This window comes from Sulfolobus acidocaldarius SUSAZ, from assembly GCA_000508305.1.
GTDB lineage: Archaea > Thermoproteota > Thermoprotei_A > Sulfolobales > Sulfolobaceae > Sulfolobus > Sulfolobus acidocaldarius_A.
In genome coordinates this window covers 695078-718870 of record CP006977.1, presented here as the reverse complement: position 1 = coordinate 718870, position 23793 = coordinate 695078, and the positions used below count along the sequence as shown (strand labels likewise).

33 protein-coding genes are annotated in these 23793 nt (G+C 35.5%); 16 read left to right on the top strand and 17 right to left on the bottom strand.

Annotated elements, in window-relative coordinates:
* Positions 1-27 precede the first annotated feature (27 nt).
* Genes SUSAZ_04415 through SUSAZ_04395 form a run of 5 tightly spaced genes read left to right on the top strand, consistent with a single transcriptional unit; the run spans position 28 to position 3166 of the window.
* A complete protein-coding gene (locus SUSAZ_04415) occupies positions 28-453 on the top strand; it encodes a translation initiation factor IF-2 subunit beta (protein ID AHC51297.1) in 426 nt (141 codons plus the stop codon).
* On the top strand, positions 450-758 hold the full coding sequence (locus SUSAZ_04410; GenBank protein AHC51296.1) for a hypothetical protein: 309 nt from the start codon (positions 450-452) through the stop codon (positions 756-758). Before SUSAZ_04415 ends, SUSAZ_04410 begins: the two co-directional genes overlap by 4 nt.
* On the top strand, positions 755-1459 hold the full coding sequence (locus tag SUSAZ_04405; protein AHC51295.1) for a hypothetical protein: 705 nt from the start codon (positions 755-757) through the stop codon (positions 1457-1459). Before SUSAZ_04410 ends, SUSAZ_04405 begins: the two co-directional genes overlap by 4 nt.
* Positions 1459-2094 carry a ribonuclease HII gene (locus SUSAZ_04400; GenBank protein AHC51294.1) on the top strand — a complete coding sequence of 212 codons (636 nt, stop codon included), beginning with the start codon at positions 1459-1461 and terminating at the stop codon, positions 2092-2094. Before SUSAZ_04405 ends, SUSAZ_04400 begins: the two co-directional genes overlap by 1 nt.
* Positions 2084-3166 carry a TGS domain-containing protein gene (locus tag SUSAZ_04395; GenBank protein AHC51293.1) on the top strand — a complete coding sequence of 361 codons (1083 nt, stop codon included), beginning with the start codon at positions 2084-2086 and terminating at the stop codon, positions 3164-3166. Before SUSAZ_04400 ends, SUSAZ_04395 begins: the two co-directional genes overlap by 11 nt.
* Here the strand turns inward: SUSAZ_04395 and SUSAZ_04390 are convergent, their stop codons facing one another.
* From SUSAZ_04390 to SUSAZ_04370, 5 genes are all read right to left on the bottom strand, one after another.
* Positions 3167-4294, bottom strand: a complete 1128-nt coding sequence (locus SUSAZ_04390) for a glycosyl transferase family 2 (GenBank protein AHC51292.1) — start codon at positions 4292-4294, stop codon at positions 3167-3169.
* Positions 4295-4440: 146 nt separating this feature from the next.
* Positions 4441-4962, bottom strand: a complete 522-nt coding sequence (locus SUSAZ_04385; GenBank protein AHC51291.1) for an inorganic pyrophosphatase — start codon at positions 4960-4962, stop codon at positions 4441-4443.
* Between the two features lie 26 nt (positions 4963-4988).
* A complete protein-coding gene (locus SUSAZ_04380; protein ID AHC51290.1) occupies positions 4989-5522 on the bottom strand; it encodes a phosphohydrolase in 534 nt (177 codons plus the stop codon).
* A gap of 3 nt (positions 5523-5525) precedes the next feature.
* A complete protein-coding gene (locus SUSAZ_04375) occupies positions 5526-6869 on the bottom strand; it encodes a phosphomethylpyrimidine kinase (GenBank protein ID AHC51289.1) in 1344 nt (447 codons plus the stop codon).
* The gene (locus tag SUSAZ_04370) at positions 6847-7554 is read right to left on the bottom strand and encodes a molybdenum biosynthesis protein MoaD (protein ID AHC51288.1); all 708 of its coding nucleotides are present in this window, start codon (positions 7552-7554) and stop codon (positions 6847-6849) included. Before SUSAZ_04370 ends, SUSAZ_04375 begins: the two co-directional genes overlap by 23 nt.
* 36 nt (positions 7555-7590) lie before the next feature.
* On the opposite strand from SUSAZ_04370, the gene SUSAZ_04365 reads away from it, so the two are divergent.
* The 3 genes from SUSAZ_04365 to SUSAZ_04355 are packed head-to-tail and all read left to right on the top strand — an operon-like array spanning position 7591 to position 9543.
* Entirely contained in the window at positions 7591-8016 is a 426-nt protein-coding gene (locus tag SUSAZ_04365; protein ID AHC52454.1) for a hypothetical protein, read from the top strand.
* Positions 8017-8038: 22 nt separating this feature from the next.
* Positions 8039-8788 carry a GHMP kinase gene (locus SUSAZ_04360; GenBank protein AHC51287.1) on the top strand — a complete coding sequence of 250 codons (750 nt, stop codon included), beginning with the start codon at positions 8039-8041 and terminating at the stop codon, positions 8786-8788.
* A complete protein-coding gene (locus SUSAZ_04355) occupies positions 8743-9543 on the top strand; it encodes a hypothetical protein (GenBank protein ID AHC51286.1) in 801 nt (266 codons plus the stop codon). The genes SUSAZ_04360 and SUSAZ_04355 overlap by 46 nt, the downstream gene beginning before the upstream one ends.
* Here SUSAZ_04355 and SUSAZ_04350 read toward each other — a convergent pair.
* Both SUSAZ_04350 and SUSAZ_04345 read right to left on the bottom strand, forming a co-directional pair.
* Positions 9522-10328, bottom strand: a complete 807-nt coding sequence (locus SUSAZ_04350; protein AHC51285.1) for a 3-methyl-2-oxobutanoate hydroxymethyltransferase — start codon at positions 10326-10328, stop codon at positions 9522-9524. The genes SUSAZ_04355 and SUSAZ_04350 overlap by 22 nt on opposite strands.
* On the bottom strand, positions 10210-10902 hold the full coding sequence (locus tag SUSAZ_04345; protein ID AHC51284.1) for a hypothetical protein: 693 nt from the start codon (positions 10900-10902) through the stop codon (positions 10210-10212). Before SUSAZ_04345 ends, SUSAZ_04350 begins: the two co-directional genes overlap by 119 nt.
* A gap of 54 nt (positions 10903-10956) precedes the next feature.
* Between SUSAZ_04345 and SUSAZ_04340 the strand changes: the two genes are divergently transcribed.
* Genes SUSAZ_04340 through SUSAZ_04330 form a run of 3 tightly spaced genes read left to right on the top strand, consistent with a single transcriptional unit; the run spans position 10957 to position 13129 of the window.
* Positions 10957-11703, top strand: a complete 747-nt coding sequence (locus SUSAZ_04340) for a multidrug ABC transporter ATP-binding protein (protein AHC51283.1) — start codon at positions 10957-10959, stop codon at positions 11701-11703.
* Positions 11684-12865, top strand: coding sequence for a sodium ABC transporter permease (locus tag SUSAZ_04335; protein AHC51282.1), 1182 nt, complete (start codon positions 11684-11686; stop codon positions 12863-12865). Before SUSAZ_04340 ends, SUSAZ_04335 begins: the two co-directional genes overlap by 20 nt.
* Positions 12866-12901: 36 nt before the next feature.
* Entirely contained in the window at positions 12902-13129 is a 228-nt protein-coding gene (locus SUSAZ_04330) for an AsnC family transcriptional regulator (GenBank protein AHC51281.1), read from the top strand.
* 148 nt (positions 13130-13277) lie between these two features.
* On the opposite strand, the gene SUSAZ_04325 is transcribed toward SUSAZ_04330, so the two are convergent.
* Positions 13278-13589, bottom strand: coding sequence for a hypothetical protein (locus tag SUSAZ_04325; GenBank protein AHC51280.1), 312 nt, complete (start codon positions 13587-13589; stop codon positions 13278-13280).
* 148 nt (positions 13590-13737) lie between these two features.
* Between SUSAZ_04325 and SUSAZ_04320 the strand changes: the two genes are divergently transcribed.
* Positions 13738-13914 carry a CopG family transcripitonal regulator gene (locus SUSAZ_04320; protein ID AHC51279.1) on the top strand — a complete coding sequence of 59 codons (177 nt, stop codon included), beginning with the start codon at positions 13738-13740 and terminating at the stop codon, positions 13912-13914.
* On the opposite strand, the gene SUSAZ_04315 is transcribed toward SUSAZ_04320, so the two are convergent.
* From SUSAZ_04315 to SUSAZ_04290, 6 genes are read right to left on the bottom strand one after another with little or no spacing between them, the layout of a single operon-like run.
* Positions 13904-14524 carry a hydrolase gene (locus SUSAZ_04315; GenBank protein ID AHC51278.1) on the bottom strand — a complete coding sequence of 207 codons (621 nt, stop codon included), beginning with the start codon at positions 14522-14524 and terminating at the stop codon, positions 13904-13906. The genes SUSAZ_04320 and SUSAZ_04315 overlap by 11 nt on opposite strands.
* Entirely contained in the window at positions 14521-15681 is a 1161-nt protein-coding gene (locus SUSAZ_04310; protein AHC51277.1) for a trans-homoaconitate synthase, read from the bottom strand. The genes SUSAZ_04315 and SUSAZ_04310 overlap by 4 nt, the downstream gene beginning before the upstream one ends.
* A 19-nt stretch (positions 15682-15700) precedes the next feature.
* Positions 15701-16309 (bottom strand): hypothetical protein, encoded by a 609-nt coding sequence (locus tag SUSAZ_04305; GenBank protein ID AHC51276.1) that lies wholly within the window; start codon positions 16307-16309, stop codon positions 15701-15703.
* Positions 16310-16323: 14 nt separating this feature from the next.
* Positions 16324-16521 (bottom strand): hypothetical protein, encoded by a 198-nt coding sequence (locus SUSAZ_04300; protein ID AHC51275.1) that lies wholly within the window; start codon positions 16519-16521, stop codon positions 16324-16326.
* Positions 16505-16915, bottom strand: a complete 411-nt coding sequence (locus tag SUSAZ_04295) for a hypothetical protein (GenBank protein AHC51274.1) — start codon at positions 16913-16915, stop codon at positions 16505-16507. Before SUSAZ_04295 ends, SUSAZ_04300 begins: the two co-directional genes overlap by 17 nt.
* Positions 16912-17385 (bottom strand): hypothetical protein, encoded by a 474-nt coding sequence (locus tag SUSAZ_04290; GenBank protein AHC52453.1) that lies wholly within the window; start codon positions 17383-17385, stop codon positions 16912-16914. Before SUSAZ_04290 ends, SUSAZ_04295 begins: the two co-directional genes overlap by 4 nt.
* A 15-nt stretch (positions 17386-17400) precedes the next feature.
* On the opposite strand from SUSAZ_04290, the gene SUSAZ_04285 reads away from it, so the two are divergent.
* A complete protein-coding gene (locus tag SUSAZ_04285; GenBank protein ID AHC51273.1) occupies positions 17401-17910 on the top strand; it encodes a hypothetical protein in 510 nt (169 codons plus the stop codon).
* A complete protein-coding gene (locus tag SUSAZ_04280) occupies positions 17888-18307 on the top strand; it encodes a 6-pyruvoyl tetrahydrobiopterin synthase (protein ID AHC51272.1) in 420 nt (139 codons plus the stop codon). The genes SUSAZ_04285 and SUSAZ_04280 overlap by 23 nt, the downstream gene beginning before the upstream one ends.
* Here SUSAZ_04280 and SUSAZ_04275 read toward each other — a convergent pair.
* Together SUSAZ_04275 and SUSAZ_04270 are read right to left on the bottom strand one after the other, a co-directional pair.
* A complete protein-coding gene (locus SUSAZ_04275; protein AHC52452.1) occupies positions 18304-18693 on the bottom strand; it encodes a hypothetical protein in 390 nt (129 codons plus the stop codon). The genes SUSAZ_04280 and SUSAZ_04275 overlap by 4 nt on opposite strands.
* The gene (locus SUSAZ_04270; GenBank protein AHC51271.1) at positions 18665-20173 is read right to left on the bottom strand and encodes a dihydropteroate synthase; all 1509 of its coding nucleotides are present in this window, start codon (positions 20171-20173) and stop codon (positions 18665-18667) included. Before SUSAZ_04270 ends, SUSAZ_04275 begins: the two co-directional genes overlap by 29 nt.
* A 75-nt stretch (positions 20174-20248) precedes the next feature.
* Between SUSAZ_04270 and SUSAZ_04265 the strand changes: the two genes are divergently transcribed.
* Together SUSAZ_04265 and SUSAZ_04260 are read left to right on the top strand one after the other, a co-directional pair.
* Positions 20249-21220: a thioredoxin reductase gene (locus SUSAZ_04265; protein ID AHC51270.1), complete on the top strand. Its 972-nt coding sequence runs from the start codon at positions 20249-20251 to the stop codon at positions 21218-21220.
* Entirely contained in the window at positions 21217-22020 is an 804-nt protein-coding gene (locus SUSAZ_04260) for an inositol-1-monophosphatase (GenBank protein ID AHC51269.1), read from the top strand. The genes SUSAZ_04265 and SUSAZ_04260 overlap by 4 nt, the downstream gene beginning before the upstream one ends.
* On the opposite strand, the gene SUSAZ_04255 is transcribed toward SUSAZ_04260, so the two are convergent.
* Positions 21962-23770, bottom strand: a complete 1809-nt coding sequence (locus SUSAZ_04255; protein ID AHC51268.1) for an ATPase AAA — start codon at positions 23768-23770, stop codon at positions 21962-21964. The genes SUSAZ_04260 and SUSAZ_04255 overlap by 59 nt on opposite strands.
* Positions 23771-23793 lie beyond the last annotated feature (23 nt).

Below are 23793 nucleotides of genomic sequence, written 5' to 3'. Positions count from 1 at the left end.
TTAAACTTCAAACTCTTAAGATTAGTTGTGACAATCAAAGTCGATAAGAATTACGAGCAGTTGTTAGATAGATTATATGATAGGCTACCAGACAAGGCACAAAAATCAGGGCAACAAAACTTACCTAACCTAATCGTACTACAAGTGGGAAATACAACGATAATCAGAAACTTCAGCGAATATTGTGATAGGATAAGGAGAGAGGATAAATTATGTATGAGATATTTACTTAAGGAACTAGCTGCACCTGGGAGCTTAGGAGAAAATGGTCAACTTGTGATTCAAGGAAAATTTTCGTCTCAGGTAGTGACTATGCTTATGGAAAGGTTTTTGAAAATGTACGTACAGTGCAGTACATGCAGAAGTTTTGATACTATATTAAAGAGAGATAAGAAGGTTTGGATTATATCTTGCTTAGCCTGTGGAGCTCAAACACCGGTGAAACAGTTTTGAACGATAGAGTAATACTGAACGTCATAAAGAGAGACAATTACACTCTTGTTAACATCTGTGAAAGAGAAACCTTAGGTAAGACATTTGAGGAGAACAATCTTAGACTAGTGGTTAATGAGGAGTTCTTTGGTGGTCAAGAAGTAGGGTTAGAATATGCTTTTTCCCTGATAAATAGTGCTACAGCTGTAAGTATAGTTGGTAATAAAGTTGTGGAGGAAGCTATAAAAAGGGGATTTGTGGCAAAGGAAGGAGTTATTGAAGTGAAAGGAATTAAATTTGCGCAAATATATAACTTAGAATCGTGAGTAGACACTTTTGTGTATCATGCGGAAAAGAAAACGTGGAATTAATTGATAGATTATGCATAGACTGTTACATGAAAATCAAGGAATTAATAACAGTACCAACTGAAATTCAAGGAAAATACTGTAAGGTTTGTGGATCTGAATGGGTCTCAGGAAGGTGGATAAAAAGTACAGATCAAGACCCTTTAACTTCCATAGTTTATCGTGAAATCGATAGGAATATCAAAACAGATCCAAACGTAACTGATGTGGAATATACAATAGTGAAACAATGGTTAGATTATAATGACCATCCATTCATAGATGTAGACATACGAGGAAAAATAGGTAATAGAGATTTTAGACTTACAAGGACCATAAGTTTAAAGGTTGATAGAGTTTTATGCCCTTCATGCCTCAGAAGGAAGTCACGATATTATGAGGCTATAATACAACTGAGAACTAAAACTGGGGAATTCACACAAAGTAAGAGGACTGTATTTGAATCCTTTTTCAATGAGGAAGTCATTACCAATCTGTCAGATGTGATTGAAGGTAGAGAGGGAATAGATTACTATTTCATAAATAAAGGAGTTGCAAAAAGACTAGTGTCCTCTTTAATGTCTACAATAAAGGATATTAAGATTACAGAGAGTTTTCAAGATGAAAGGATGAAAAATGGAAAAAAGAGTGCTAAATTAGTAATATCAGTAAGAATATGATTTTAGTCGGAATCGATGAGGCGGGAAGAGGATCCCTTATAGGACCTATGGTCGTAGCAGGCGTCGCAATAGATAGTAATTTTTTAAAATTTCTGAGTGAAATAGGTGTAAAAGATAGTAAAAAATTAACCAGGAAGAAAAGGGAATATCTTTTCGGCGTGATTTTAGAGTACAGTTATGCTATTTCCGTGGTGAAAGCGTATCCTGAAGAGATAGATTCCGAAAATCTCAATGAAATTACCTATAGGGCTATGATACAGATAATTCACTCCATGTCTGTCTACAATCCTTCCATAGTGACTGTCGATAAAGTTGGTAATGCTAATGCTGTGGAAAGAGAGATCATTAATATCAATTCTTCCCCTAGAGTGGAAAATAATGCTGATGTAAAATATGTAGAGGTAAGTGCAGCGAGTATAATAGCAAAAGTAGTAAGAGACAGCATAATAAATGAGCTAAAGAAGACGTATGGTGACTTTGGAAGCGGATATCCTGGGGATAAAAAAACAGTAGAATGGATTAAAGACCTATATTCGAAACAACCCACATGTGCTTTACCCATAATAAGGAGAAGTTGGAAAATTTTACAAGACATTGCACCTAATTATTATATTAGAAAAAGAGATGGTAACTAACTTACCAGCTGAGGCTAAGGCTAAATGGATAAAATATATGGACGCTAAAACCCCAGAGGAGAAAATCAGGGCTCTTCAAGAGTTCCTTAGTGCAATACCTAAGCACAAAGGGACAGAAAATCTAGTTTACTGGGCGAAAAGAAGACTAGCAGAGCTCAAGGACGAGGCTGAATTAGAGAGGAGGAAGAGCTCCTCAGTAAAAAGGGGTCTCCAATTCTTCATTGAAAAAGAGGGAGCTGGACAGGTTGTGTTATTGGGAGACTACGAGCTTAAAAATAGGTTAATGAGAGAACTCACAAATGTAAAAATAGATCCTCGGGATTTACCAGTACCGGGTATGATGAAGTACCTTGATGTGCAGATTCAATTGCTAAATACCCCTCCGCTAATATTTGAGGCAAAAAGTCTAATAGGAAGAGTTCTAGGACTGACAAAAAATAGCGATGGAATATTAATAGTTGTTAAGGACAAGGAAGAATATAAATCAATAAGAGACAACCTAGAAAACAACGGTATTTTTCTTAGAAAACCAAAGGGGAAGGTAATCATAGATAGAACTAGGTATGGGAGATTAGGGATAAGAATAGTTAATATGGGTAAATTAGTTAACACTAATGAGGACGACGTAAGAAGGTATTTAGAGGGCTTTGGTATTAGAAATGCTTTAGTGAAAATAATAGGCGAGGTAACTCTTGATGATATTGAAAGAGAAGTTTTCGGCACTAGCCTATATAAACCTGCAATAATAGTATCCAACGAAGAATTTACCACAGAAGAGGGGATACTCGTAATAAGAATAAACGATACAGATAGATTAAGAGAGGCAATATTCAAAATACTTGATGTAATAAGGGTTTACACTAAAGAACCAAAGGATAAACCCTCCATGGAACCCTTAATAGTAAAGAGGGGAACCACAGTTGTTGAGGTTGCTAGAAAACTGCATAATGAATTAGCTGAAGGATTTGGGTATGCAAGAGTTTGGGGGAAATCGGTGAAATTCCCTGGTCAGAAAGTAGGTGCGGATCACGTTTTGGAAGACGGAGATATAGTTGAAATTCATTCAGCATGACTAGAAAGATTCAATGAGTGCAACTAATAGAATTACTATACTTGAAAGTACAAAACCCATAGATGCATCGAAAAAGGATATTAAATAAAACGGTATGCTTATTAACGGAATACTGTTATCTTCGATTAATCTACCCCCTTTATCTAATATTTTTGGAGTTACTCTCCACTTATACTTTAAACCGAATAGTCCTTTAAGATATCCAGTCATGGAGGCGTCTAGTATAGTCTTCAATATTTTAATATCAACCCTTTTCTGGTTTAGTACCTGAGAGTAAAAAACAACAGAGATACCATATATAAGGATGAGGAGCAGGAGGTATGTTTGAGTTATATTAAACACGGGTGTAAGTATTCCGTAAACACCAAGAACTGTGAAAAACAGAGGATAAATGACCCATTGTTGGGAATATAGTAAGCCTTCAAATCCTTTGATACCTTTTGTCAGAAGTTTCAATGATGATTTGAGAAGTTGTGAGGAACCATATGACCACCTCTGTATTTGATTATAAAGATCCATTAGTGTATAGGGCGATTTCAAAAATACGACAATATCGTCACAAAATAGGTTCCTAAGGTTGTTCAAATACATTCTTATTCCAAGTTCAAGATCTTCAGCTATCGCGTTTTCCTTCCATCCTCCTATACTCAATAGAGTGTCCCTTCTGATAGAGAAGGCTGAGCCATTTGGAAATATAGGTAGACCTAATTTACTACGCCCTTTAAACATCATATCCATAACCTTCTCTGTAAATTCCGCATAATATGACTGGATACTGGTTGAGATATCATAAATTATTATTTTTAATGAACATGCAACATAGTCTTTATTGTTTAAACGCTCAAGAAAATCTTCCTTAACTCTCGCATCTGCGTCCATAAACACTAGGTAATCTCCTTTAGATATTCTTGAGGCAAAATTAAGTGCTCCAGCTTTACCTCCGCTATTACTCTCTCTCCTTATTAATCTAAAATTTTCTGGAAACTTAATCTCAAGATACTCCCTGAATTTTGACTCATCATCATCAGAAACTATTATAACCTCATATCTTTCATATTTAATTCTCTTTAAATTTTCCACTAATGACTCTATAACTTGTTTACTTTCATCCTTTATAGCAACTATGATACTAAACGTTTTTTTATGTTTATTAAAGGTTGTTTTATGGTCATCCTTCTGCGATTTGCCCAATAAATAGTATATACCTTGCAAAAAATTCCATAAGGATAATATCCCTACAATTACTAACCCAGGGATAAGTAAAAAAAATGTATTCATTGTCCTCCTGAAACTCTCTTTATTGCTAATTGTATACGATTCTTAGCCTCGGTAGCCGATCCCCACCCAGATATCTTAACGTACTTTCCGGGTTCAAGTTCTTTATAATGCTCGAAGAAGTGGACAATCTTATTCTTCGTAGCCTGTGGTAGGTCATTAATATCCTTAATGTTTGAAAAGCTTGGGTCTGTCTTATCTTTAGGCACTGCAACAATCTTAGCGTCCTCTCCCTCTTCATCCTTCATGTATAAAATACCTATGGGTCTTACCTCGATTACGCTTCCTGGATATAACTGATAGTTTGTTATCACTAATACGTCTAATGGATCGCCATCTTCCTCTAGCGTACCTGGGATAAATCCGTAATTGAAAGGATAATTCATGGAAGTGTACAGTACTCTATCAACTTTTATAACTCCTTCCTCATCGTCGTATTCGTACTTTATATTGGAACCCTGAGGAATTTCAACTAGAACGTTAACCACATCTGGTGCATTTTTACCTGGTGAAAGCTTCATAATTATCGCATTTAATATGACTAACGCTAAATTAAATTATTTACTATAGCGTAAATATGATCTTTAACAATTTTGAATGGTTCCTCATTAACTATTCTCTCTAGCTCAGTCTTGTAATTTTCTACGATTTCTTTGACATTATATCCCTGCTTAGAGTATCTTAGGGCTTGAAGATAAGTGGAAAGCTTATCACACAATTTAGCTAACCTACCTTCTACTGTGTTAGAATTATATTCATTAAAGAGTTCCTCACCTATTCCAAGGATTCTGATAGCTTCACTTTCCAACTCTTTCTTATTTCCTATTTTTTCAGTAGCCCATTTTGGCAGATCTCCAAGCAAGGTTTCACCAATATCATGAAATACAGCTATAGTTACTGCTTTTTCGGCATTCACATACACTCCATTTTCCTTAAGTTTGGAGGCAATGTAGTATGCTAGTACACCTGCCTCCCAACTGTGTTGGGATATAGTCTCGCCAACTCCCCCAGGAACTCCCCTTTGCATCCAACCAGTTCTCACTAGATTCTTTCCTCCTGAAAGAACTCTCTCTAAATCCATATCTCATAAATTTTTGGCGAGATATTTTAATGTATCAATCATCTCATCAATCGATGATGTCCAAAATCTAATCATTGCCTCCTTACCCTTAACACCTCTATCGAAAATTACGTTTGGTATTCTCCCATAATTTTCGTGGATATAAGATGCAATCCACTGCATGCTTTTTCCCTCTACATTACTCATTGGCTCTAATTCTCTGTTTATCTCCAACGTATTGTACCCTACCTCTTTGAGAAGATTTACTATCTTATCTTCAAATCTTATGTTCATTAAAACTGATGCCTTGGTCTCATAAGGTAAAATTGATAGCAATAACCTAGCAGTATGCGTAGGTTTTCCAAAAACTGCAGGCAAGCCAACTTTAACTCGGTTATCCCAATTCTTAACAATTCTATCCCTAAATGTTGCAATATCCTCTAATCCACGTACATATTGTGAAGGTATGGAGTGAGCCAAATTAGACTGGACTTCAGGAATTAATTTGTAGAAGCCATCAACTGACTCTACTTCCTGCGAAAACCTAGTCATCTCTTGAATAACATCAAACTTCATACTCTTCTTTACAATAGGAACCATGGGATCTATCGGACCTATACCATGACCGATTTCAAGACCGTAATATATCGAGTCTTGTAATAATGATCTAGCCTGCCTCAATGCGGTAAGAATATCGTTACCTTTTGATAATTCTGCTGAGACTGCAGTAGCAAATACGCTTCCTGTACCATGCGTATGCTTCTGGTTTAATCTCTTATATCCGATACCGTAGTATAAATCCCTGTTAGAATCATATAATACATCAATACTGTAATCGTCCTCAGCATGACCGCCCTTTATTACAACATATGGTATGTTAAAGTCCTTAGATATTGTCTTACATGCCAATTTTACTTCTTCTATAGATGATATTTTCATACTAGAGAGATATGAAGCCTCTGGAATGTTAGGTGTCAGTACAGTCGTATTACGGAGAATATTTCTCTTATACTCTTCTAAATCCTTTATAAGCTGAGTTCCATCTTTAGCAAAGAGTACAGGATCAGTAACTACTCTTTTATCCCTTAAATAATCTCTAACTATAGCAAACTGGTCCTTATTGTAAATCATACCTATCTTTACATCTTTTATTTCAAAATCATCAAATAGAGTGTCTAATTGTGTTTTCAGGAATTCAGGTGGAGTGGGTAACACAGCTCTTATTCCTGTAGTTGATTGAGCAGTTAACGCTGTAACTGCAATAACTCCGTGAACCCCTAAAATTTCATATACTTTTAGATCACTTTCAGCGCCAGCTCCATTACCAGTATCAATCCCTGCAATACTAAGAGCTACTGGCTTTCTCATCCCTTTTCACCCTAGTATTTCCTGCAACCACCCAATATTCTCCATCATCTCTGATTTCTAGCTTCCAAATACCTGTTGTATGTTTAACTAGCTCTACAGCCTCTTCAACTGCTTTAAGTGTGTCTCCTCTCCCACGTCCTAATGCCATAACCAAGAAAACATCGTCACCTGGCTTAAGATCATCTACAACATGTAGAATCTTCATCTTGACTAAATCCTTATATTTGGTTTGCAAATTCTCTATTATTTCATTTAACCTCTTTTCTGTATACTCTTTATATGCCTCATATCTTAGCTCATAAACCTTATGCCCCTCAATTGCCCCTTTAACTATTCCTAGATATATAACCATAGATCCCACTTCCTCTGTTGCCTCTGCCCTAAATTTTCTAATCTCCTCTAATAGATTAAAGCGGGAATTCACAAATAATTCGCCTCCCGCTGGAGGTGGCAAAAGAGCAACTTCATCACCCTCTCTTATTTCATTATTGACCTTACCATTAACTAATATGACAATCCTAACTGGACCAAAACCCTCTCTAACCACCCTGCCAAACTCTTTTCCATATACTTTTTCAAGCTGGCTTACAAGGCATGCAACATCTTTACACTCAGTTTCAATAATTTCTTCATTCTTTTTGGTGTAGTCTCTCAGGAGAGCAAAGTACCTCACTTTAATTTTCATTTACCTCTTCCTCCGTTATAACTCAATAAAAGTAATATGGATGATGACTTTTTAAGTTATTTACTAGCAGGTGAAAATAAGGTAGTAAGAAGATACGCTACGAACGATGATTTAATCCTGAAACGATTAGACGAAATTGAAAGACTAATCAGAGGCTTAAATATGTCGAAATCACCTCAAAAACAGAGTCTTTGCGAACAAATTCTTGAGAAAGGTTATATAGTGACAGACGAGCATATTAGATCAACTACTCATCCTCAGCTATTCATCCTTCCAGTGGGCGACAATAGTTCCCTTATTACGTTTAAGGACACGATGGATTTACTCTTGGTATACTTTAGATTGTACAAGAACGAGGTGGACAATAAACTTCCTAAAAGGTTACTGAACATTTACTCCTTCCTCAAGAAAAATGGTCTAATATACCTCGATCATGAGGACATGATGTATAAATTAATATAATATACCAAATCCTTTTTATAGCGTGGATGTAGAGGTATTGGTCCCGCTAAACATCTCTGGTGTCTGGTATCCAGTGTACACTAATAATCCTTTAACTACAGGTTCTATAGGTATAGGATTAGTAGTTGAACCTAGGATAGTTGTTAGAGGAAAGAGATCAAACAAACCTGAGGTGGAATTTAACGGAAAAATAATTGAATTCCCAAATCTAGCAATTCTCAAGAGACTTGGTGAACTAAAAATTTCAGTTCAGAGTCAAGTTCCATTGGGCTTCGGATATGGTCTAAGTGGTTCGATCAGTTTAGGCTATTCTTACCTGGCATATGAACTAGGACTAACAAGTTTGAAAGAAGCACTTTACACCGCCCATGAAAGTGAGGTTATCAACAAGAATGGTCTAGGAGATGTAATTGCCGAATACATTGGAGGAGGGATAGTGTATAGGAAAGTTCCAGGAGCACCAGGGATAGGTAAAGCAGAAAAAATCAACGTATCGTGGAGTGAACAAGTGTGTAGTAAACCAGAGATGGCATTACCTACTACAGTTTTGTTGAGGAAAAATGAGAACGCATTAACATACATTCAGGAATTTCTTAAGAATCCTGATCTAGCTAAGTTTTTCGAAGTCTCTAGGAAGTTTACAGAAGAATTAGGTTTCATTTCAAACATACCGAACTCATTTAAGAAGAAAGGCTTAATAATCAAGCATGGTGATTGTAACAAGGAATGGATACAACACACTCCAGCGACAAATGGAGTGTTAATTCATTGATACCAGAGAATCATCCCAGAAGAGAGTCACTTATTATCAGAGAGAAAGTTGTAAAAGCATTAGAAGACGGTTACCTAGCACCGCAGGGTCTAATAGCACACGGACGAGGAGAGTGTTTTGACTACTTAATTGGAGAGAGAACCCAAGAATTTGCTTTAAAGGCTATGAAAGCAGCAGTCGCCATGCTCTTACTTGCTAAGAATCCAGTTATATCCGTGAACGGAAATATGGCAGCATTGGTACCAGATGATATAGTGAGATTAGCAGAAGAGATAAACGCCAAAATCGAGGTAAATCTATTCTATAGAACATTAGATAGGGAGAAGAAAATCGAGGAAGTTTTAAAGAGAGCAGGGGCTAAGGAAGTATTGGGAGTAGGAGATGACGCTTCTGCAGTTATTCCTGAACTATTCAGTGAAAGGAGAAGGGTGAGCAAAAAGGGAATTTATATAGCAGACGTTGTTTTAGTTGGGCTAGAGGATGGGGATAGAACTGAAGCGTTAGTTAAGATGGGAAAGAAAGTTATAGCTATAGATATTAATCCGCTCTCAAGAACCTCACAAATGGCGTCATTGACAATAGTAGACAATATAATCAGAGTCTTTCCTAAAATGATTAGTTTAGCTAAAGAGATGAAAAAGAGCGATAGAGATGAACTGCAAAAGATAGTAAACCAGTACAATAACAAGGAAATTTTAAAAGAATCCTTAAGATTCATATCGGATAGAATGAATCAACTTTCCCTCTCCTTATAATTTTCTTTCAGAGGGAACTTACTCTCCCTTACTTCTTCAACATATTTATTAACAGCCTTTTGAATTTCCTCTTTCAAATTAGTATATGCTTTAGCAAAATATGGGGTAAACTCGCTCAGTCCCAGAACGTCATGAATAACTAATATCTGACCATCACAATAGGAACCTGCTCCAATGCAAATAGTTGGTACTTTAAGCTTTTCAGTAATCTTCTTTGCTACATCTGCGTAAGTGTTCTCTATGACTAAAGAAAAGATACCTGCCTCCTCCAGTACCTCAGCATCCCTCAAGAGTTGCTCTTCCTCATGTTTACTTTTTCCTAAAACCCTAAATCCCCCGATCCTCAAAAACCTTTGAGGAGTAAGCCCTATATGCCCCATGACTGGGATCCCCGCCCTCACAATCTTTCTCACTACATCTGCCATCTCTTCGCCTCCCTCAAGTTTTACAGAATCCGCCCCATGTCTTACAAATAATCCCGCATTCTTAACTGCTCTATTGACCGAAACCTCATAAGACAGAAATGGCATATCAGCGACTACTAACTGTCTAGGTTTCGCCCTAACCACAGAATCTAAGTGAACTAGCATTTCTTTCATAGAAACTTTTAGAGTATTTTCATATCCTAAAACGACCATCGATAAGGAATCGCCAACCAGGATTCCATCAAGATTCGTCGTCGACATTATTTTTGCCGTTGGGTAATCGTAGGCTGTAAGCATAGTTATTTTCTCTTTCCCCTTCTTTTTCAGAAAGTCCCTTATTGATATTTTCCCTGCTGACATATATTTTTCTACCGATAGTATATGCCAAAGTTAATATTTTTTGAATACGTTTAGCAACCTCTTGAGTCTCTTCATACTGTAGAGCGTCCTCATATAACTCGGTTAGTTGTGAAATTTGGTCAAATATCAATGTCCTGAACATTTTCTTATCTATATCACTGAGCTTAACTTTCCGATTAATGAACTCTAGTTTCTTTTCTATTTCTTTAGGATCCAAGGAATAAAATTTAAGAAATATAAGTCTAATTTTTGGATCCTCTACCTCCTCTTGATCCTTCACTACTTCTAAAACCTGATCTTTATCAATAAATCTCCACCAATGTTGATTGGTACTTTTGTAACTAGTTTCAATAATACCGTACTCCTTTTCTAAGCTTCTTAGAATCATCTTTGGATCAAAGTAAAACCCCTTAGATTGTAGCCTCTCCACTAGAGCTTTATAGCTGAAATCACCAAGCTCTAAATTCTCGTTCTCTTCCGTTATCTCTATCGCATTTGAGATTACTAATCTGCCCTTGTCAGCAAACTTCAGTAGGAACTCGATAGTTCTATCTCTAACACTCCCTGTTACCACAACTGTATATCTGAAAACTATTTAATATAACATCCCAAAAAGAATCATGGTATAATGACTGACGAAATAGCTGTCAGTGTTACTAACCTTGTTAAGAAGTATAAAAACGTAGAAGTTCTAAATGGGATCTCTCTGCAGGTGTACAAAGGAGAAGTGTTTGGGTTAATTGGACCCAACGGGGCAGGAAAGACAACTACCTTAAGAGCTATTTCAGGAATTCTGAAAAAATACGAAGGTGACATAACTATATTCGGATACACTCCCGAGGAAGCTAAAAAACTAGGATATATTTCTTATATGCCCGAGGATGCATTTCCATATGAGAAGTTATCAGGAATAGAAAATTTAGAGGTATTTGCACAGATATATGCAAAAGGAGATAAGGAACTGGAGAAAGAATTCTTAGAGTTAGGAGCGAAAATAGCTGATCTAGGAAATAAGATATATGAACAGACCTCAATTTACAGTAGAGGAATGAAAAGGAGGCTCATGATAGCAAGAGCTCTTATGGTGAAACCAAAATTAGCTATTCTCGATGAGCCAACAACTGGGCTTGATGTCGAGTCCACAGTTAGAATAAGGAGAATTATAAGAGAACTTCCCCGCTCAATCAACACCACAATACTCTTTTCCTCACATAATATGTTGGAGGTAGATTTTATGTGTGATAGAATAGCCTTAATAAACAAAGGAAAGATTGTGGAGATTGGAATGCCTAAGCAAATAACAGAGAAGTATAACTCAAAAAACTTAGAGGAGGCTTTTCTGAAGGCGATTGGGAATGATAAGAGTGTTTCTTAGAAAGGAATTAATGGAAATCAGAAGGGACAAGAGGTTACTGGTTTCGATCATAATATTACCATTTATCCTCTTGCCAATAATTGGTTTGATTTTATTTGCCACATTGAATGCTCAACAACCTGTTATCGAAATAATAAATCAAAATCCGAAAAATATTCCTTACGTAAATTTCGTGCAGAAGAATATTGAATCTAGTGGTGCAATTGTTATAATGAATTCGAGTCCTGGGACTACTCCTAATGCAATAATAGTTTTCCCTAAGGACTTCTACGATAATGTGACCAACATAAGTAGGCAAGCATATGTAGTACTGTACGTTATAATATCCTCAAACCAACAGGCAATTAATATTGTGAATAATGCTCTATATAATCTTCTAGTCAATATTTCAAGTCAAAGGATAGCTCAACTTGAGAAACTTGCCAACACATCGGTTTCAGTAGACGATATAAGGAATCCAATATACTTAGTATTAGGTTATAAGACGTCATCTGGTTCAACTACAACATCATCAGCAAATCAATTAGCCCAATTAAGTAGACTAGTAGCTTTGATATTGTTTCCCAGCGTGACACCAGTAGTCTTCTACTTGCTAGAGGGAATAACAGGAGAAAGAGAGAGAAGAACCTTAGAGGCTTTACTATCCACACCTCTAACTGTACGTTCTTTCATAATATCTAAACTTCTGACTGCCTCGTTACTGGGCTTTTTGTCTTCCATTGGTGATGTTTTAGGAACTATTATCTTTGTTTCTGTAAGCGGTATTGGTTTGGCTATAAATCTTACAGAGATGATCCAACTATTATCCCTTATAGTCATAACCTATTTAATTTCTATACTTTTAACTGGATCATTAAGTTTAGCTCTTCTTTATATATTCGGTGGATCTATACGAAATATTCAAATAATTAACTTCTTAATATTGTCTTTTGGAATGGCTTCCTCCTTCATATCATTATTTATAAACACTGCACAACTGTCCTTTCCTCTATCTCTAATATATATCATACCTTATGTTCAATTGAGTCTTGGGTTTCTCTCATATGTATTCGGATCAATACAAGAATCCATATTCTCTTTATTAGTAACAACAATTATATCTGTAGTTCTAATAATACTTGTTATTAGATCTTTCGATTCAGAGAGACTTCTCTTGAAATAAAAAAGATTTTATATTCTTATGATATAAAATTATACTATGCCAGTAAAGGCGTATGTTCTTCTCGTAACCGCTGTAGGAAAAGAAGTGGATGTCTCTAATGAACTAAGAAAAATAAACGGAGTAAAAGAAGCAAACCCGGTATACGGAGAGTATGATGTAGTTGCTGAAATTGTAGCAGATAATCTAGATGAATTAAATAAAGTAATATTTCAGGTAAGAAGGAATACCTCTATTTTGAGAACTGTAACTTTAATTGTTATGTAATTCAGTACGAGGAATCAAGTCATCATAATATAGTTTTTCAGTTCGTCCCTGTAACATCATTATAATAATCAATTTTTCCTAAAATTAGGACCCTCCTGCGCTCATAAGCCCTCGGAACACGAGGACATTTCACGCAGGCCCAATATAATTATTTCTTAATGTCCCTATTTATAATTTCCACTTCCTCTTCTTCGTCCTCTTCTTCAAATTTTTTGATCAGCTCGCCCACTAAAGTTTCCAGCTGTGCCATTCTCGCTTCCAAATAAATAATATTTTCCTCCAGTTTAGCATACTTATCATCTTTCTTCTCTTCTTCACCCTGTTTACTCTCAAAAGATCCCTCTATACCCATCTTTATAAAGAATTTTACAAGGTCAGTAATCTGGACACCCATATCATCAGCTTTCCTCTTAAGCTCCTCATATATCCACTCCGGTAGTGATAAGTGTATAGTGGGCAATATGTATTCTCCTCATGATAAAAATATATGAACGGGAATATATTAATCTTTATCATAATGGATTCCTCTTTAAAATAAGAGACTGAAATACCACTCCAGAAAATACTTAAACCATACAAATGAGAAGTATAATATCGGGATAACAAAGATGAGAGTAGTTACATTTAAGGTGGAAGAAGATTTGTTGGAATTGTTAGATAGATATGCAATAAAAACAGGTTTAAACAGATCAGAAGCAATAAGGAAAGCAATTGAGAAATTAGTGAGGGATGAGATAAGCAAGGAGACAGTACCGGTTGCAAGGGTAGAAAAAGTTAAACTTTAAAGATAATTACAGTGTTTTCTTGTAATGTATTTTCGTCAAATTCTTTTTCATCTAATTCCACTATTTTTCTGTTATCTTTTATGATCCCAAGAAATTCCTCTAGCGGATTAAGAGGCATGTAATGACCCTTAATCCAATAATGCATAGGGATAACAATTCTAGGACGTAAAATGTTTACTATATCGTTAGCCTCTTTAGCATTTACAGTTATGACGCCTCCTACTGGTAATAATAAAACATCTGAATTCTCTATTTCCTCAATATTCTCTGGTATATGACCAATATCTCCCAAATGAACTATGGAGCAGCCATTTGGAGTTACAATTTTATATATCGCAGTTTCTCCTCTTCTCCTGCCTTTTTCTTTATCGTGATAAACTTTAAAGCCCTTTATAGTATAGTTTCTGAAGGTAAATTCTCCATATTCCTTTAGCTTAACTGTGTCATGGGGTATTATCTCATATGCATTGTGATCATAATGATCATGAGTGACAAGTACTAAAGGGGCTTTGGTCTCAGGTTTAGGTAGACCAATACTTGCACCATCATGTGGATCTATTAGAATTAACCTATCTATAAGAAAACACGAATGTAAGAAAAATCTAATCATGCGGTTATCTTTTTATTAATTACTTTAATAGCTATCGCTTTGGCATCAGCTGATGTTACTTTGTTACCAGCTTCTGCTAAACTTTTTATCTCTTTTAGAACCTCTCTCAATTGAGTATCATCTAGAAATATCCCTTGTTCCTCCAGTAATCTCTTTAATCCATGTATTCCACTATGCTTTCCTAAAGCGATCCTTCTAAAGTTTCCTACCTCTTCTGGGGAGATTGGCTCATATGTCATAGGATTTTCAATAACTCCATGAACATGTATTCCTGCCTCATGTCCAAATGCATTCTCGCCTACTATAGCCTTAAAGTAAGGCACTGGAACACCGGTAAGCTCTGCAACATATCTGCTCACTTCGTATAGTAAGTAAGTTCTTACGCCCACATCATAACCTAATAGTTTCTTTAGTGACATTACGACTTCTTCCAACGAGGCATTTCCTGCTCTTTCACCAATTCCGTTTACTGTAACATGGACTTGCCGAGCTCCAGCCATAACACCTGCTATAGAATTCGCAGTAGCCAAACCGAAATCGTTATGACAATGAACACTGACTATCTTATCTCCAGTTACCTTAACTATCTTACTTATCAGATCATAAAACTTGAAGGGGTGCATTACACCTACTGTATCGGGAATGTTAATCCTATCTGCTCCTGCCTCTATTGCCGTTTTAACTGCCTTCAATAAGAACTCTTCATCACTTCTAGTTGCATCTTCAGGTGAATATTCAACTATTAATCCGTGATCCTTAGCGTACCTTACTGACTCATAAATTCTATTTAAGACCTCTTCTCTTGTCATTTTTAATTTATATTTCAGATGGATATCTGATGTAGCTATGAAGATATGAATACTTGATAATCCTGTATCAATTGTTCTATCTATATCCTGTTTTACAGACCTTGATAACCCAGTTACTTCTACTTGATCTCCTACCTCAGACAAGATTTTTTTAGTTGCTTCGAATTCTCCGTCAGAAGATGCTGGAAAACCAGCCTCTATGACATCAACTCCTAGCTCAGCTAATCTCTTTGCCACCCTTATTTTTTGATCAACTGTCAGGTCTATTCCTGGAGCCTGCTCTCCATCTCTTAGAGTTGTATCAAATATCCTGACTTTTTTCGAATTAACCGAGAATAGACATCCCACAATAAAGTTAACTGAGAACTTAAAAATCTTTACTTAAAAATTTTTCGATTATCCACTTAGCTATTTTTAATTTTTTTTGTTTAACCCAACTAGAATATATATTGTTTTTATAATAGGGCTTAGAATACTTTCCTACAATACCTGAATCGAAGTCCATACCGTATAGAGTAACAGATTTTGCATTGAAAAGCCTAGCTAGGACTACTGCTCTATCACCATCAGTAAATCCGCCGAATAATCTTAGTCTTCCAAAAGGCATAACTTGACAGGTGCCAATTAGTCTTTTCATCCTTTTGGCTTTATCTAATAGTTTTAAGTTGTCACCATGAGCCAAAACCACATATAGAGAATCAGGGAACACTGTAATGCCATCTAAGTCTGTTACTACTATATCAGGGGTTATGCCTTTACTCACTAGATAGTTTGTGGCACCATCAGCACTAATAATGACATCTTCCTCGATCTCTGTGACTTCTTCTAAGTTTGGTCCTGCTCCGACAACAGCAACTTTTTTACCTCTTATTAAACTATTTAGTTCCTCGATATAGTCATCACTGTTAATCATGATATTTAATATACTTGCAGAAACATAATCGTCTCTCTCACTAAAACCGAAGATCCTTCTCAATACCGAGTAAAAGTTTAACCAGTAGAACGTATTCTGAAGTATATTTTATTCCCCTCTTCTCTTATTATCTCGATCTTATACTTTTCCATAACCGACTTGAAATACGGGTTTTTTCTACTTATTCTATAGATTATATCCAATGAGTAATATCCTAGTGCCTCTATTATATCACTACTACATGTTGCATTGTCAAGATCAACTATGGAACTCATCAAAAACTGTATTAGCCAGCTCAAATAAATCTTCAACTTTTTTAATGAGTGCTTTTACATCTATGTTTCTTGCTAATATAGAGTACATTTTCAGTGAGGACTCTTCTACCAAGAGAAGGGCATAAAGTCTTTGCTCCAATAATTCTAACTCATCAATTAGTTTATTCTCCTTTTCACTTGCTTTACTCCTTAAAAGCTCAAGAAATTGAGCCTTATGTGGTCCTCTGTAATAAAAGCCATATAATACTAACATGCTGAAGCTAATATTTTCTATTAATTCATACATCCGTCTTAAAGAACCTAATAGATCTCCTTCTTCAAAAGCCTTCTTACAATCTGATAGATCCCTAAATGACCTGGTAAGAAATTCCGATGCTAACGAACTGTTGTTCATAGATCAACCACCTTACCCTTATCTATGTCTTCAACTTTCATTACACTCTTTCCAATTATACTAATTTTTTCAGGAAGTAAATTCTTTATCTTATTATCTGTATCTAATAATATCTTACCTCTTGTTATAGCATACAATACTATAGACATATTATAGTCTAGCTCATCAGGATCAATAAGTATTGAGTAGATCAATGGTCTATGACCATAAGATAGTATATACTCTTTATATAGCGGATTATTTTTCAACTTGTTTATAAAATACTCTATTATCTCTTGCCTAGCCAAAAACGATACTCTTCTCAATTTACTTATCACCGCTATAATGTAAATCTCCAAATCCTCATCCATCTTTTCTAATGCGTCTCCTGCGATAAGTATGCCCTTGACATCCTTTCCATAATGGTCAATTATACTTGAACAAAGATCTCTAACCAGACTTAAGAGTGAATTCATACTTATTACTTGCATGAATTATTATTACATATGAATAATATAATTAGCGACTATCTTAATGCTCAACCAAAAGAGAAGTTAAAAATAGTAGAAATAGATATACCTTGTGGAACTGAGTGCCTTAAAAACTCCAAATACAGTAATCTTCTGAACATAGAATCTTTCAAAGAACAGATAGAAATACTTGATTCGCTTAAGTCCCTAATTGAAGAGAAAATCGATACATTAGAAAGGGAGATACATGATAAGGTAAATGGCTTTAATGTTAACATAGAAGAATTAACTTATTCAATATATGAATCTATGCAAAATGGTAAAGATTATATTATTGGTCAAGATTCATTAAAATTTGAAGATAAAGTTTTAGCAAGAGGAAAGTTTCAAGAAATTATTTCACTTTCTCAGGTTATAGATAGTATAAAGAAAGATAGGAACATAATATCTTTATGCGACGAGATCAGATATTTAAGTGAGTCTTTATGGGAACATTTTAATAAAAACATCAGGAGGGTTTTAAATGAAAGTAATAATAGGAGTTGAAGGCTTTTCATTTGACTCGGCACATTATACACTTTCATCCAAAGGTAATGATCAAATTCACGGGCATACATATAAATTGTCAGTGGAGATTGAAGGACAGGACGTAGATAAAAGTTCAGGATTCGTTATTGATTTTATGATTCTAAGTAACCTAATTCATGAAGTAATTAAGGAATGGGATCATAAACTCATTATCCCTTCTAGAGATGCTAAGAAGATAGAGTTAAAGGGACCCTTTAAAGTGGAATACAAGATCATAGAAGAGGATTTCCCCACAGTGGAATATATTGGCTCAGAAATCGCTAAAGATATTTATGAGAAATTAGAGAGAAAATTCAAAGTAAGAGTAAAGATTTACGAGGGAGAAAATAGCTATGCACTAATAGAATACCCCTAATCAATAATATATCTTAAACCAATATTATCTATAAACTTAGAGGAACCAAATGGCTTAGATGAGGAGAAACACAACACATCCTCGTTAAAGGCGTAGCATGAGTATGGATTCTCCAAAAACTTATTCAAAGTAAAGACATCCCCATTACTACCATTGCTAACAAAACCCTCAACTGTGATGTGAGTAAATTCTCCGTTCTTAAACTCAACAACAATACCACCATATAGCATACAATAACACATTGCTTTAGAATAGCCCTTACATGCATCTTGAATATCCATTGAACTACTTAGTTTTTGAATAATCTCCCCATGAGTGATTAAAGGGGGAATGACCGCAATATACACAACATAATTGTCAGTGTTTCTTTTTATTACTGTAGGCATTGATATAAGCATGTTTAAATAAGGGTTTATCCTGAATATAATTTTTACCTAGGTTCAAGGCTATCTCCGCTTTAGCTAGCTCATAGCCTATATATAGGGCGTGCTCAGTGTTGACATTAGCTTTTTCAATAAATTTTCTTCCTATACTTAAGCCACTAGTTCCCACTACGCTGAATTTTTCTTTGCCATAATAGGTTAGTACTATCTCTTCATCATTCTTATCTATCTTTACATATCCTTTATCCATATTCTTTGGTTCTAAATATTCATAAACTCTAATGATTTCCACAGAATTCTCATTCAAACTTGTAGATATTTTTTTCTTGTCCTTTAAAATTAGTAAATCTAACCCCAAGTCTTTAGGATTTTTACGTTTATTAAGTGCTATAGATATCATTTTGGTAGCAGTGTTAATTTCATACGAAGACCCTCTAGTTTTTCCTCTCTCCATCGTTAGAAGATTAGCGACACCTAATTCTCCTGCAATCGATGTTAAAATCCCATTTATTCCAACACTATCAACATCTATAAGTTCTGTAACATTAAGTAACCCCATAAGCATAGGCTCATTGGAGTTTTCTCTTACCGTTTTATATTCGCATAGACTTTCCACTAATCCAGTTATGGGAGGAGAGAGGATAGGATCAAGGATTAACTTATCAAATCCTAGTTGCTTTGCCTTATCTCTAATTTTCAATGTTGTAGTAGCTTTATTTTCCACGCTAAAAGGAGCTACGATAAATACTGCATCCCTCTTGATGTCAGAAAGATCAGATATATTTTCCTCATTTAGATTGAATACAAAACTTGCTCCAGCCTTTACTCCCTCTATTAACTCTTTAGGGGAGCCAGAATCAATTCCAGTAAGCTTCATAGATGAAAGCTTACTTACCTTATTTTTTACTTCACTTATATCCTCATGACCAGATGGGAACCCGATGACTATGACATCCACTAGTTTATCCACCCTCTCTATCTCATTTTCTAATAATTCTAGGGGTTTCGTCCCATCCACCTCGAGAAATATCCTAAATGGTGGTGGTCTCCTGGGAATCTTCAATCCATTTACCTCAAATGCGTAATCACCATTCTCCTCTAGTCTTTTTAATTCCAAAGAGACCTCTTTCTCTCTTTCTATACTGATTAGTTTGTCTGCTGGAATAGTTGTAGAAAAACTAAGACCATTTTTTAGGGCTTTAATCATAAGAGGTAAATCGTTAATGTCTTCAGTACCCTTATAGGTCTTTATGCCCGTAACTTCCTCTATTTTTTTAGCGTCTCCGTTTACAAGTCCGGGAATAATTATACAATCATATTTGTCTAGCTTGAGACCCTTTAAATTTTCTACAATATAATCAACTGTCATTAATGAAGCTATTGGATAATTGAGCATTAGTATATCCGTGTCTACTCCTAATGAGGAGGATACTTTTTTTACATTGTTATAGGCTAATTTAGCGGTTATCAATAATACTCGCATTGATTCTTAATCTTGCAGGTAGAATAAAAATCAAATCTAGGAAAACTTAAAATTCATTAGAAGTAGATTATACATATGAGTCTATTACCAAAGGTATTTAACGTTAAAGAAGGCGAAAAGTACGATACTATAATTATTGGTCTAGGACCTGCTGCTTATAGTGCTGCATTATATGCTGCTAGATTTATGTTAAAAACACTTGTTATAGGAGAAACTCCAGGTGGACAATTAACAGAAGCTGGTGAGGTAGACGATTATCTAGGCTTGATAGGAATAAACGCACAAGATATGATAAAAGTATTCAACAAGCATATTGAGAAATACGAGGTACCAGTACTTTTAGATATTGTGGAAGGTTTTAAGAGAGAAGGAGACGAATTTGTGGTTAAGACAAAGAGAAAAGGAGAATATAAAGCAGATACTTTAATTTTAGCAATAGGAGTCAAGAGAAGAAAATTAAATGTGCCTGGAGAAAATGAATTTGCAGGCAGAGGAGTGTCTTATTGCTCAATATGTGACGCACCGTTGTTTAAAAATAGGACTACTGTAATTGTGGGTGGAGGAGATTCTGCGCTTGAGGGCGCTGAAATACTTTCAAGATACTCCAATAAGGTTTATCTAGTCCATAGGAGAGATCAATTTAAAGCACAACCTATTTATGTTGAATTGGTTAAGAAAAAACCGAACGTTGAAATAATTCTAAACTCCGTAGTAAAGGAAATCAAGGGAGAGAAATTAGTAAAATCGGTTATAATACAGAATATAAACACTGGAGAGACTAGAGAGATACAAACTAATGGTGTTTTCGTGGAAATAGGCTTTGAACCGCCTACCGAGTTCGCCAGAGCACATGGAATAGAAGTAGATAACAACGGATATATTAAAGTCGACGAGTGGATGAGAACTAACGTAGAAGGAGTATTTGCAGCAGGAGATTGTACAGGAATGTGGCTTGGCTTTAGACAAATTATTACCGCGACAGCTCAGGGTGCAGTTGCTGCTCATGCAGCATTTAATTATTTAAACCAGAGGAAGAAGAAAAAATGAAAAAAGAAGACGTAGAGAAGGTAGCTAGTGAGGCTTCTAAATACATTTATGAAGAAAGAGAAAACAAGGATGTCGACAGAGTAATTAATGTACATGGTAATGACGTAACCAGAATTATAGATAAGAAATCTGAAGACTTTATTGTGGACAGGTTAAAAAGTCTAGGATATAATATGCTCATAGTTACAGAAGAATCAGGTGTAATTGACATTTATGGGAAAAATTACGATTACATTGCAATTGTAGATCCTCTAGATGGAAGTACTAATTTTGTATCAGGAATACCATGGTCTTCAGTATCTATTGCTATATACAATAGGGAGGAAGAAGATATACTCAGTTCAAATGTAGGTGCTGTAAGCAGTATTTTCACTCCTTACACATTTTCTTACGATGAAGAAAGTGCTTACATAAATGGCGTAAAGACAGCACAGATAAAAAAGCCTGAAAAAATACTATTATTAGCCTATTTCTCCAGGTCAAAACTACCTAATCTGAAATCATTTTTTGAGAAAATTGGTCAAGGTTATAAAATAAGAAGTTTAGGAAGTGCATCCCTAGATATGATATTAGTATGTACAGGCAGGGCAACAATGTTTTTTGATATAAGGGGAAAACTGAGAAATGTAGATATTGCAGCCTCATCTAACTTCTGTTCCAGATTAGGGGTAATCCCATATGACGTAGGTTTAAGAAAAATAAAAAGTAGTTTGACAGAAGTGAGTGTTGTAAAAGATTTAGTTATAAGTCTTGACGAAAGTCTTCTAAGATCTTTCTCTCTTGCTTTACAGACGGCTTAATCTTACTAGCTGCCTCAATTAAATCCTCATAGCTCAACTTTCTATCCACATTCCCTCTTATTATCTCCCTTAGAACCTTTAACTTAGCCTCTCTAGCTATAGCTGCAAGATCAGCGCCGCTATAACCTTCAGTGACTTTCGCAATCTGATCACATTTAACCATTTTACACTCCTCAAGTCCAATATACTTTTGAAGAATATCTTCCCTCTCCTCAGAATTAGGTAGGGGCATGTACACTATTCTATCAAATCTACCAGGTCTTTTTAGTGCAGGATCTACATCCTCCATTCTGTTTGTCGTTGCAATAACTACTACCTCCTTTAAGCTCCTTATACCATCCATTTCTGTTAACAACTGATTTACCACCTTAGAGGAGTCGGTTTTTTGATTTTCTCTTCTAGGTGCTATTGCATCTATCTCATCCAGTAAAACGATAGCAGGCTTATTCTCCCTTGCCCTGTTAAAGACTTCTTTGATTGTGCTAACTGCACCTTCATATCCCTTGTATAGGATCTCTGCCCCACTAATCATTATAAACTTAACACCTAGTGTCTTAGACAATGCTTTTGCCATCATAGTCTTCCCTACACCTGGTGGACCATGTAATAGAATTCCCCTTATTGGGGGTATCCTCATCTGCTCCATCAGCTTGGAATATCGAAGTTGTATTTCTAATAGCTCATATAACTCCTTCTTTATTGAATTATACCCACCTATGTCATCTAAGGTTATTTTTTCATTATCAGAACTTGTAATTTCTGGACCCCTGAACTTCCTCTCATAATCTAACCTAAACTTTTCATATTCTTCCAACATTTGAAGTGTTACGCTCGGCTTATATCTCTTTATAACATCGTTAAAATCTTGCATACCTATTTTTCTCTCTACATTTCTTTCTAAAGCTTCTATTGCTGCCCTTCTTGCTACTTCCTGACACAAGTTAGCCAAATCTGCACCGGTAAACCTTTCAGTCATTTCGGCAAGTTTATCAAAATCTACATCACTCTCTAATGGTTTAGCTTTACAATGTATTTCCAGTATTTCTCTTCTTGATCTCTTGTCAGGTAACCCTATGTAAATCAATTTATCGAATCTTCCTGCTCTTAATAAAGCTTTATCTAATAAATGGGGTACGTTTGTGGAACCTACTAAAATTATACCATCATTTCCTTGCAAGCCATCTATTTCAGATAACATGAGGGATAGTAGTCTAGGAGTAACAGAATCTCCCGTATGACTTTCCCTTCTAACCCCTATTGTATCAATTTCATCAAAGAAAAGTATACATGGGGAATTCTTCCTTGCATTTGCGAAAAGTTCTCTAAGTCTAGCCTCGCTTTCACCGTACCATTTACTCATAATATCGCTTACGTTCACATAAATGAAGTTAATTTTAGCTTCATTTGCTAATGCTCTCATCATTAGTGTTTTTCCACATCCCGGTGGTCCAAATAATAGAATACCTTTTGGAGGTTTAATACCATATTTCCTTGATAACTCTTTATACTTTAGCGGGAATTCTATGTACTCCTTAATTTCCTTCTTAACATCCTCATATCCACCTATCATTTCCCAATTAATCCTATCAAGGATGTCATTTTTACGTTGATTTTTTTGTTGAATTTGTGTCGCTTTATCTGAGACAATGAATTTTTGTGTCTGTTTTTTAAACAATAGGGATAAGATCACTACTATAAATATGATTACCCCCAAGAGTGATATGATTATCGGTACTTCATCAATGGTCATAACTAATCTGAATATCTATTTCC